Origin of the sequence: Streptomyces sp. NPDC059900, from assembly GCF_050270335.1 — a bacterium.
Lineage (GTDB): Bacteria > Actinomycetota > Actinomycetes > Streptomycetales > Streptomycetaceae > Streptomyces.
Genome location: NZ_JBNNJZ010000279.1, coordinates 1 through 10,687, shown reverse-complemented (window position 1 = coordinate 10,687; position 10,687 = coordinate 1). Strand labels below are relative to the sequence as shown.

General features: G+C 67.7%; 9 protein-coding genes. All 9 read left to right on the top strand.

What is annotated here, in order from left to right:
* Window positions 1-265 precede the first annotated feature (265 nt).
* Window positions 266-985, top strand: a complete 720-nt coding sequence (locus ACQKIP_RS28815) for a glutamine amidotransferase-related protein (protein WP_427744534.1) — start codon at window positions 266-268, stop codon at window positions 983-985.
* 116 nt (window positions 986-1,101) lie between these two features.
* Complete coding sequence (locus ACQKIP_RS28810) at window positions 1,102-3,612, top strand: molybdopterin-containing oxidoreductase family protein (protein ID WP_365865510.1); 2,511 nt, start codon at window positions 1,102-1,104, stop codon at window positions 3,610-3,612.
* A gap of 43 nt (window positions 3,613-3,655) precedes the next feature.
* Window positions 3,656-4,978, top strand: coding sequence for a 3-phosphoshikimate 1-carboxyvinyltransferase (aroA, locus tag ACQKIP_RS28805; protein ID WP_365865508.1), 1,323 nt, complete (start codon window positions 3,656-3,658; stop codon window positions 4,976-4,978).
* The gene (gene gpmI / locus ACQKIP_RS28800; RefSeq protein WP_365865506.1) at window positions 4,975-6,507 is read left to right on the top strand and encodes a 2,3-bisphosphoglycerate-independent phosphoglycerate mutase; all 1,533 of its coding nucleotides are present in this window, start codon (window positions 4,975-4,977) and stop codon (window positions 6,505-6,507) included. Before aroA ends, gpmI begins: the two co-directional genes overlap by 4 nt.
* Window positions 6,504-6,911 (top strand): hypothetical protein, encoded by a 408-nt coding sequence (locus ACQKIP_RS28795; protein ID WP_365865504.1) that lies wholly within the window; start codon window positions 6,504-6,506, stop codon window positions 6,909-6,911. The genes gpmI and ACQKIP_RS28795 overlap by 4 nt, the downstream gene beginning before the upstream one ends.
* A 192-nt stretch (window positions 6,912-7,103) precedes the next feature.
* Window positions 7,104-7,274, top strand: coding sequence for a hypothetical protein (locus tag ACQKIP_RS28790; protein WP_365865502.1), 171 nt, complete (start codon window positions 7,104-7,106; stop codon window positions 7,272-7,274).
* Between the two features lie 52 nt (window positions 7,275-7,326).
* Window positions 7,327-8,265, top strand: a complete 939-nt coding sequence (locus ACQKIP_RS28785; RefSeq protein ID WP_365865500.1) for a phosphate ABC transporter substrate-binding protein — start codon at window positions 7,327-7,329, stop codon at window positions 8,263-8,265.
* Window positions 8,266-8,268: 3 nt separating this feature from the next.
* The gene (pstC, locus tag ACQKIP_RS28780; RefSeq protein ID WP_365865498.1) at window positions 8,269-10,077 is read left to right on the top strand and encodes a phosphate ABC transporter permease subunit PstC; all 1,809 of its coding nucleotides are present in this window, start codon (window positions 8,269-8,271) and stop codon (window positions 10,075-10,077) included.
* The coding region (locus ACQKIP_RS28775; RefSeq protein WP_427744531.1) for a phosphate ABC transporter ATP-binding protein at window positions 10,065-10,687 on the top strand (623 nt) is incomplete at its 3' end. The genes pstC and ACQKIP_RS28775, both read left to right, overlap by 13 nt.

Below are 10,687 nucleotides of genomic sequence, written 5' to 3'. Positions count from 1 at the left end.
TGCCAGGGGGGGCTGAAAGACGTTGCACGGATCCGACAGGCAGACGGTTGGCTCATCGATGTGCCCGGTCTTGCCGTAGGCGCCAAAGTGCGTCCTATTCACCCTTCAACCGTGCTGTGGCGGCGCGGTTCCTGACGCTTCATCACACCCACCAGAACGCAGCGGCCGTGCGGTCGGCGCACTGTTTGCTGCGGTTTTACAAGGCTGGGACGGTCGCTGGCGACGGCTGTCTCATGCCCGGCCTGCAATCTTTGAAGGGGAAATGATGTCAGACACTGCCCAGCCTCGCCTTGCCCTGGTGGGCGACCGCGGCAACCACGATGAGCCGTCTCACCCCAAGATCGATGCCATGCGTGAGCAGTGGGACGTGATCACGGAGTGGGTTCCGACGGTCGACATCCACGATGCCTCCCGGCTCGACGGGTTCGACGGCATCTGGGTGGTCCCCGGTGCGCCGTACCTCAACCAGAAGGGCGTGCACGTCGCCGTCCGCCACGCCCGTGAGAACGCACTGCCCTTCCTCGGTACCTGCGGCGGGTTCTTCAGCGCCCTCATCGAGCACGCGCAGAACGTGCTGCACCTTCCCGAGGCGGAGGGCGTGGATGAGGACCCGGAGAAGCTCCTGCCGCTGGTCACGCCCCTGACGTGTTCCTTCCGCGGGGAGAAGGCTCCTCTGACGGTCAAGGAGGACTCGTTGCTTGCCTCGATCTACGGCACGACCAACGTAGATGAGGTGTTCCACTGCGAATACGGGCTGACGGCCGACTTCATGGGCGCGGCCAGCCAGGGCTCCCTGCAGATCAGCGCCTGGGACAGCGACGGCGCGCCGCGCGCTCTGGAGCTCGCCGGTCACCCGTTCTTCATGGGCAGCCTCTTCCAGCCCGAACTGTCATCTGCTCCCGGCGCCGAGCACGCGATCCTGACGACCTTCCTCAGCGCGGTGCGGAACTCGGCGAGCACTCTGCCGGCCCAGCACGCCGTCTGACGCAACCTCGTTCGCTGCCTCTGTTCTGACACGGCCGTGCACCCCGAGTGCGCACGGCCGCGGGCACCGCCATGCCCGCCTTGCCCCCACACCAGGCTGAAGGATCTTTCACGCGCATGAAGCACGACCAGCATGGGATCTCCCGAAGAGGATTCGTCCGGGGCAGCGTTGTCGGCAGTGCCGGCTTCGGCGCCCCTGTACTGCTGCCGCTGGTGGCGGCCAGCGCCACGGAGTCCGGCGGCCCCGATGCCGCGAGCAGCGTTCCGGGCGCGAGCTTCACCGATCAGTCGGCGGCCCTGACCCCGGACCGGACGGTGGCCACGGCCTGCCAGTTCTGCAACTCCAACTGCCGCCTCAATGTTGACCTCAAGGCCGACCGGATCCTTGCCGTCCGCGGTGAGGACGGCGACCCCGTCCAGAACGGCCAGCTTTGCGTCAAGGCCGAGATGATGCCGGAGCTGGTCTACAACAAGGAGCGCCTCACCACGCCGTTACGTCGTGTCTCGGGCAAGAAGGGCGCGGCGAACTCCAAGTTCGAGGCGATCAGTTGGGACGAGGCCTACCGCACCATCGCCCGAAAGCTGCTGCACCTGCGCGACGCCGGCCAGGTGCACGCGATCGCCAACCGCACCACCGGCCGTATGCCGCGCGGCACCGGCTCTCTGGTGGGCCGTTTGTTCGCCATGCTGGGCAGTCCGAACAACACCGACGTGGGCCCGGTCTGCAACGACGCCGGAGGCAACGCCCTGGCGGCCACCTTCGGCCTGGGCAACTTCACCAACGGCTACGGCATCGACGGTGCCACGGGCAAGGACGACCTCGGATCCGCCCGGCACTACTTGTTCCTGGGCACGAACCAGGCCGAGACCCACCCGGTGACCTTCGACTACCTGCTGCGCGAACGCAAGAAGACCAAGGCCACGCTTACCGTCGTCGACCCCCGCCTGACGCCGACCGGCGCCGCCGCGGACCGGTGGGTATCGCCCAAGCCGCACACCGACCTCGCCCTGCTGCTGGGCATGCTGCACCACATCGTCGAACAGCGCCTGTACGACCGGGCGTTCATCGACCGTTGGGTAACCGGCTTCGACGAGCTGCGCGCCCACCTGGCCAAGCACCGGTACACGCCCGCCTGGGCCGCGAAGATCACCGGCGTACCCGCCTCCACCATCACGGCCATGGCCGAGGAGTACGCGGGCGCCGAACCCGCCGCGATCTTCTGCAACGCCGGTATCTCACACCAACTCGGCGCTTTCGATACCTACCGGGTGGCCACCTTCCTCGCCGCGGTGACCGGCAACATCGGCAAGCCCGGCGGCGGCTGCAACTTCATGCACAACACCTGGCCCGGCGACCTGCACCTGCCGCCCCTGGAAGCGGAGACACCCGAGCGCCGTGAAGCCCTGCCGGTCGGCCCGGACTACTTCGCCGAGTCCATCCTCACCGGCCGGCCCTACCAGCTGCGTGCCGTCATCACCCAGGGCAACCCGCTGGTGTCCTCCGCCAACACCACCAAGGTCCGCAAAGCCTTCGAGCAGCTCGACTTCTACGTCTACACCGGCCTGTTCATGGAAGAGCCCGCCGCCTACGCGGACATCATCCTGCCCGTCTGCAGCGGACTGGAGATGGAAGGCGTCTACATGCGCCGCGACGACCGTGCCATTCGCTGGCAGGACCAAGTCGTCGATCGCGTCGGCCAGTCACGGCCCGACTACGAAATCTGGATCGGTCTCGCCCACGCACTGGCCGACCTCGACACCCACCGCCCCGCGAAGGAATGGCGCGACGCCTTCCCCGAGCGGTGGATGGACTACAAGAACCTGTGGGCCGACTTCGTGAAGCACACGCCGGGGGCCGGCGGCATGACGCGCGAGCGCATGAGTAAGCGCACCGAGCCATTGCGCTGGCCGTGCCCCACGCCTGAGCACCCCGGGGTCAGCACCCTCTACCTCGACCACCCCAGCTGGTACCAGGCCGCGGAAGACCTGGACGAGGCGCATCGCGGCAAACGATTCCTCACCCCCAGTGGCAAAGTCGAAATCACCACCGCCGCACTGGAGAAGAGCCTGTCGGCGACCGGACACGCGGCACTCCCAATCTTCTATACCCACCCCGAGGTCACCGGCGCTCACCCCACCGTGGCCTACAGCAAGAAGCTGGTCACCAACCCGATCAACCCCCAAGCGCTCACCCACCCGGTGCGCCTGGGAGTAGCCGGCAACGGTGATGTCCACCGCACCTTCCCGCTGATGGGCATGACGGGCCGCCCCAGCGTCGTGCACTTCGCCGAGATGACCCACTGGACGCCCACCGGCAAGCAGCTCAACGGCGTCCGCTTCATCCAGATCCATCCGAAGACGGCCCAGCGCGCGGGCATCGCCGACGGTGACGACGTACGGGTGGAAAGCCCCAGGGGCGTCGTGACGGGCACCGCACTCTTCTGGGACGGCATCCGGCCCGACACCGTGTTCGTCCCCAACACCTTCGGCCCCGCACAGAAGGTCGGCGACCTCTTCGACGACCCGCGCTATGAGGCGGCCAACACGCTGCCCGACGACCAGTACTACGACAACCTCTCCGGCCAGCAGGCCTACAAGTGCTTCGCCTGCCGCGTCGTCAAAGCCTGACCTGCCCCAAGGCCAGCATCCGCACAACCCCACGGAGGACCCTATGAACGCGACACCCGACCCGCGCCTGAAGGCTGAAGAGGTAACCGTGCTGCCGCTGGCGGCCTTCGACGAACGCGTCAACGTCCTCGGCTCCAAGAGCTACACCAACCGCTACCTGGCCATCGCCTCCCTCTCGGGCCAAGAAACCGTCATCAACGGCGCCCTGCTGTCCGACGACACCCTCTACTTCGCCCGAGCCATCGAGACGTTCGGCCACGTCACCTGCGCCGTCGACCACGACGCGGCCAGCATTCATGTCACGCCCACCGGACAGCCCATGCGCGCCCCCAAGGAGGACATCTTCGTCGGCGGAGCAGGCACCCCGCTGCGCTTCCTGATCTCCATGGCCGGCCACGCCCAGGGCACCACGACCATTACGGGCAACACCCGCATGCAGGAGCGGCCCATGGGCGACCTGCTGCAGGCGCTGCCGCCGCTCGGCGTGGACGCCACCGCCGTACGCGGCAACGGCAGCCCGCCCATCCGCGTCGTAGGCGGCTCCTTCAAGGGCGGTGCCACGACCATCAACGGCACCGTCTCCAGCCAGTTCACCTCCAGCCTGATCATCAACGCTCTGCGCGCCGAGAGCGACACCGAGATCACCATCGCGGACGAGCTCGTCTCCAAGCCGTACGTCGAGATGACGCTGGCCGCCCTGAAGGAGGTGGGCGTGAGCGTCGAACGCGACGGCTACCGCCGCTTCACCGTTCCTGCCGGCCAGCAGGCCCGCGGCGGCGAGGTGACCGTCGAGCCTGACGCCTCCGGTATGTCCTACTTCCTGGCCGCCGCCGCCATCCTGGGCAGCCGCGTCGTCATCCCCGGGATCGGCTCCGGATCACACCAGGGCGACGTCCACCTCGTCGAAGCCCTCGAACGAATGGGCTGTCACACCCAGATCACCGACGACGAGATCACCCTGACCGGCGGCCAGCTGCGCGGCATCGACATCGACATGGAGGCCATGCCCGACGTCGTACCGTCCCTGGCCATCGCCGCCGCCTACGCCGAAGGCACCACCCGCATCACCAACATCGCCTCGCTGCGTGTCAAGGAGTGCGACCGCATCGCCGCCGTCACCACCGAACTGCGCAAGATGGGCATCGAGGTCGAGGAACTCCCCGACGCGATGTACATCACCGGCGGTACCCCCCACGGCGCGACCATCGACACCTACGACGACCACCGCATCGCCATGACCTTCGCCATCGCCGGTCTGCGTACCGAGGGCGTCGTCATCAAGGACCCGGGCTGTGTCGCGAAGTCCTTCCCCACCTTCTGGCAGACCCTCGACACCCTCCACCCCACCCTGGAGAGCACCAAGTGACCGCGCCGGAAACCACGCCCGGCGGACCGGGCATCCTGCTGGTGCTGGACGGGTGGGGCCACGCCCCGCCGGGCGCCGACAATGCGGTCGACGCCGCGCACACGCCGGTCCTGGACGAGCTGACCAGCAGGCACCCCTCCACCCTGGCCGACGCGTCCGGGGAAGCTGTAGGTCTGCTGCCGGGCACCGTCGGCAACTCCGAGATTGGCCACATGGTCATCGGAGCGGGACGGCCTCTGCCCTACGACAGTCTCTTGGTGCAGCAGCACATCGACTCCGGCGAGCTTCGGGAAAACCCTCGCTTCGCCGCGCTCCTGGACGCGGTCGCGGCCAGGGGAGGAGCCCTGCATCTGGTCGGTCTGTGCTCGGACGGTCAGATCCACGCGCACGTCGGGCATCTGAGCGAGCTGCTCGCCGCGGCCGCCGACCGTCAGGTGCCCCGCGTGTGGATCCACGCGATCACCGATGGACGGGACGTGGCCGACGGTACCGCCGAGACCTATCTGGCGCAGGTAGCTGCCCTGTCCGCTGAGGCCGGCACCGGACAGATCGCCAGCGTGGTCGGCCGCGGCTATGCCATGGACAAGGCCGGCAACCTCGACCTGACCGACCAGGCCGTCCACCTGGTGGCCGACGCGGTGGGCGCCGAGGTGAACAGAGCGGCCGAAGCTGTGACTGCCTCCGAACGCGGCGATGAATGGGTGGCCCCGAGCACCCTGCGGGACGCGTCGGCAGCGCGCATCGCCGACGGCGACGGCCTCGTGTGGTTCAACTTCCGCAGCGACCGCATCCAGCAGCTCGCCGACCGCCTGTTGGACCACCTGGCCGCCACCGGACGCACGGTGGACACCCTCAGCTTGGCCCAGTACGACACCCGTGCCGACATCCCGGCCCTGGTGCAGCGGGCCGATGCCTCGGGAGGACTGGCGGACGAGCTCACCGCCGCAGGCGTGCGCAGCGTGCGCATCGCCGAGGCCGAGAAGTTCGAGCACGTCACCTACTACATCAACGGACGCGACAGCACGGTGCGCGGCGTCGAGGAACACGTCCGTATCACCGGCTCCGGCGCCCCTGACTACAAGGCTCGCCCGGAGATGAACCTGGACCGGGTCACGGATGCTGTCCTGGATGCCGCGGCTCGCACCGACGTCGACCTCGTTGTCGCCAACCTCGCCAACATCGACGTCGTCGGCCACACCGGCGACTACACGGCCACAGTCAAAGCGTGCGAATACACCGACGCCGCCGTGGCGCGGATCGTGGCCGCAGCCGCCCAATCGGGCCGGTGGCTGCTGCTCGTGGGAGACCACGGCAACGCCGAGAAGATGACCAAACAAGCGCCCGACGGAACCACCCGTCCCTACGGCGGCCACACCACCCACCCAGTGCCCCTCGTCGTGGTGCCCGCCCACGAGGAGGCCACGGCCGCACTGCCCGAACAGGCAACGCTCGCCGACGTCGCCCCAACGGTCCTGCACCTGCTGGGACACAAGCCCGGATCCGCCATGACAGGAAGGCCGCTGCTGTGAGTCCCTCCACCCCGACCGTCGCCTCAAGTCGTACTGCGAACGCGGTCCCCGCATTGCTCGCGTCGCTGCAGGCCACCCTCCAGGGCCCTGCCGAACAGCCAGACTGTCCGCTGCCGCCCACCATCGTGTCCGCCTTCGCGGACGACTCGACCGTGCGACCGCTCGCCGCAGCGGGCGGCGTGTGGGCGGTCCTTCGGGAGTCGCCCGACCGCTCGTGCCAGGTGCTCTGCCTGCACAACCCGTCCGGCGACGCCATCTCGGCGAGCCTGGATGTCCTGTTGCCCGAAGTCGCAGGTCAGCAGGCCCACTTCGTCCGGGGCGCCCTGCGTACCACGCAGGAAGCCGACGGACTCCACGTCCACCTGGCCGCGTTCGGCCACGCCTGGATCACCTTCAGCCGCTAAGGAGGAGTGCCCCGCCATCACGGGTGCCGAGGGCCTCGAGCCGACGGCATCACAGCCGCACGACGGCGCGGACCGGCGCCGTCCCTTCCGTACCGCTCCAGATCCGTCTGCAGCCTGCGCAGGCAGCCGCCCTCCGGGGTTTCTGCTGCCCGCGTACTCCCTTCAGGGCACCGCCATCCCTAAGGATCTGACATGTTCATACCCAAACCCATCTTGGTGTCGGCCCCAGCCGATGCCCGCGTTCCGCTGTCCTTGTACCCGCTCCCGCCCGGCCGCCTCGTCTCGTTCTGCAAGAGAGAGATGAACATCAGCAACGGCACGGACGGCAAAGGTGTGCGCCTGTCGCCGCAGAGCTTCGTCTGACCGGTCCCCCTCCAGCCGTCACCTCGGTGACCGCTCCAGGGAGGACCTCGAGATGTCGCACACCCATGCCCTTATCCATGCCGTGGTACCGCACGAAGACAGAAAGGCCCCTCTGATGTTCAGCACGAAGCGTCGCCTCGCCTATATCACCTCAACCGCTCTGGTGGTCGCATCCCTCGCCACGGCCTGCGCCGATGGTGGAGCAGGAGGGTCGGGCGCACTGCAGGTCAGCGGTTCGACCACGGTAGCCCCGGTGGCCGCGGACGCAGCCGAGGCCCTAAAGGCTGACGGGCTCGACATGACCGTAGCCACCCAGGGCGGTTCCGCCGGCGGAATCTCCCAACTCGCTGCGGGCCAGATCAAGATCGCGATGAGTTCGAAGCCTCTCGCGGCCGAGGACAAGGCCGCCAGTCCCGACACCGACTTCCGCTCCACACAGATCGGTTCGGACGCGGTCGGCATCATCGTCACCAAGAAGGTCGCCGATGCCGGCGTCAAGAACCTCACAGTGGATCAGGTACGGGACCTGTTCGAAGGGAAGATCGCCAACTGGTCCGAAGTCGGTGGACCGGACCTCAAGGTCTTCGTCTACGACAAGGAACCCGGCCGCGGAACCCGTGAGGTACTCGACAAGTACATCTACGGCGACAAGAAGGCCCCGGCTCCGCCGAAGTCGGACAACTTCGCGATTGTGGGCGGCAACCTCGAAACCCGCAACAAGCTGAAGTCGACCCCCGGGTCGGTGGCACCGCTGTCCACCAGCTTCGTCGAGGGGCACAAGGACTTGGCAGTGGTCACCCTGGACGGCATCGGTGCGACGCCCAAGAACATCGCCTCCGGCAAGTACCCGATGTCCCGACCGCTCTACTTCATCACGGACGGGAAGCCGGAGGGGACGGCCAAGAAGTTCATTGACTACGTCCTGACCGCCAAGGGTCAGAAGTTGATGACCAAGCACGGCTATTTGACGCTCAAGGAAATCGGTAAGTAGCCGATGACCACCACTCTGGCGCGAGATTCCGTGCCACCTGACGCCAAGGTACGGCCCCGCCCGTCGAAGTGGATCTGGAGCTGGACGGGCGCCGGGGTGTTCGCCGTGGCAGCCCTGCTCCTCGTTGTCGTGGGGTATCTCGTCGCGGGCATCAGCAGCGGCGCAGTCGACTGGCTGACACTGCTGACCGACGCCTCCTGGAGCCCTCCCAACGCCGCATACGGCGGCCTCTCCATGATCTACGGCACGGCCGTCGTCTGCGTCATCGCTCTCGTCCTGGCCGTACCCGTCAGCTGGGGAGCGGCTCTCGCACTGTCGGAGTACCTGCCGCCACGCCTGGGCCGGCCGTTGCGCATGTGCGTTGAGTTGCTAGCCGCCGTTCCGTCCATCGTCTACGGCCTGATCGGCATCATGGTCGTCCGCCCCGTCATCGCCTGGATCGGTGACGTACCCGGCGGGGACAGTCTGTTCGCTGCTGGGATCGTCCTCGCGGTCATGATCACGCCGACGATCGTGGCGGTGAGCGTCGACGCACTCACCGCAGTGCCCGACCGCTATCGCGAGACGGCCTTCTCACTCGGCCTCACCCGTCGCGAGGTCATCCGCTCCGCAGTGCTGCCGCTCGCGCGACCCGGCATGCGCTCCGCCGTCCTGCTGGGCCTGGCCCGCGCGCTCGGCGAAGCCATCGCCGTGTTCTTGGTGGTGGGCAGAGCCGACGGACGACTGCCCACCAGTTTCGACGGGTTCCTCGAATCGCTGGTGCATCCCGGGCAGACACTGACGACGAAGCTGGCAGGTCCCGAGCCGGTGCTGGCCGGCACGTCCGGTCCCTACTTCGCTGCGCTGTGCGGACTGGGTGTCATCCTCCTGGCGCTGGTGGCCGCGGCAACGATCTGGGGCACACGAGGCCAAAAGGCCGGTACGACGGACAAGGGAACCTCGTCGTACCGCAGCACGACCCGGATGCGTGTGCAGCGCGATCGTCTAGCCAGAGTGATGCGCCTGGGAGCGCTGCTTCTGCCCACCGCACTCCTTCTCGGCATGCTCGCCCTCTTGGTGACGCGAGGAAGTGCCGCGTTCAACCCATCGTTCTGGTTCAGCTCGGCAACAGGCGCAGCGGGTGGAGGCGTACGCGACCAGATCGTCGGCACCCTGCTGCTCATCGTCACGACGGGGTTGATCGCACTCCCGCTCGGCTTCGGCGCAGGCATCCTGATCGGCGTTCACGCATCCGAGCGCATCTCACGTCTACTGCAGACGCTGACAGTCGTTCTGGGCGGAGCGCCGACGATCCTGCTGGGGCTGGCCGGGTTCGTCATCTTGTCCAGCACCATGGGATGGGGCCGGTCCTGGTTGGCGGGAGCCATTGTGCTCGTCCCTGTCGTCATCCCCGTGATCGCCCTGGCGACCTCGGCCCGCGTACGGAGCATGCCACCGGAACTGACCGAGAGCGCGCTGTCGTTGGGGCTGACGCGCGCGCAGCTCATCCGCTCGGTCGTCGTTCCCTACGCCTGGCCCGCCACGGTCACCGGCCTGCTCCTCGGTCTGGCCCGCGCGGCAGGAGAAACCGCCCCACTGCTGTTCACCGCCACCGTCTTCTTCGGAGCTCCCGCCCTCCCGAGCGGAATCGTGGAATCCCCGGTCCAGGCACTGCCCACCCACATCTTCACCCTCTCCCAGGACTCGGGTGACCCCCAGGCAGTCACCCAGGCATGGGGGAGTGCCATGGTCCTCGTCCTGATCACTGCAGTACTCCTCAGCGCGGCGTTCGCGCTGCGCAACCGCTTCGAAGGAGAGCGATGGACAACGTAATCACCGTGCGTCAGCTGCGGGTGCTCAGCCGCGACAAGACCCTGGTCGGCCCCGTCTCCTTCGGCCTTGAGCGCGGATCCACCACCGGTCTGTGCGGGCCATCGGGCGCCGGCAAGTCCACCGTCCTGCGTGCTCTGGTCGACCTGCTCCCGACCGGGCTCACCCGCGACGGTGACTTGAAGGTGCTGGAACGGCAGATCGCGCCGGGCAAGGGAGACGCCGATCTCAGGGCCAAGATCGTGCTCGTACCCCAGACACCGGTCGTTTTCGGAGGCAGCATCCTCGACAACGCCCTCTTTGGCCTCCGGCACGTCCTGCGGGCTCCTCGGGAAACCCTCCAGGAACGAGCGGAACAGGCGCTGCGCGAGGCCGGATTGTGGAAGGAGGTCTCCGACAGGCTGGATTCCCCGGCCCAGACCCTGTCCGCAGGGCAGCGGCAGCGCCTGTGCCTTGCACGGGCGTTGGCCTTGGAACCGGCGGGTCTGCTTCTGGACGAGCCCACCAGCGCGCTTGACGAACAGAGCCGGGACAAGGTCGAGCAATCGATAGCGGCATTGCGTGGTAGCCGGACAGTCCTTCTCGTCTCCCACGACCCAGCACAGGTCGAGCG

Coding starts and splice junctions, on each gene's coding strand:
- ACQKIP_RS28815 (WP_427744534.1), top strand. CDS start 266: ATGTCAGACACTGCCCAGCCTCGCCTTGCCCTGGTGGGCGACCGCGGC.
- ACQKIP_RS28810 (WP_365865510.1), top strand. CDS start 1,102: ATGAAGCACGACCAGCATGGGATCTCCCGAAGAGGATTCGTCCGGGGC.
- ACQKIP_RS28790 (WP_365865502.1), top strand. CDS start 7,104: ATGTTCATACCCAAACCCATCTTGGTGTCGGCCCCAGCCGATGCCCGC.
- ACQKIP_RS28785 (WP_365865500.1), top strand. CDS start 7,327: ATGTCGCACACCCATGCCCTTATCCATGCCGTGGTACCGCACGAAGAC.
- aroA (WP_365865508.1), top strand. CDS start 3,656: ATGAACGCGACACCCGACCCGCGCCTGAAGGCTGAAGAGGTAACCGTG.
- pstC (WP_365865498.1), top strand. CDS start 8,269: ATGACCACCACTCTGGCGCGAGATTCCGTGCCACCTGACGCCAAGGTA.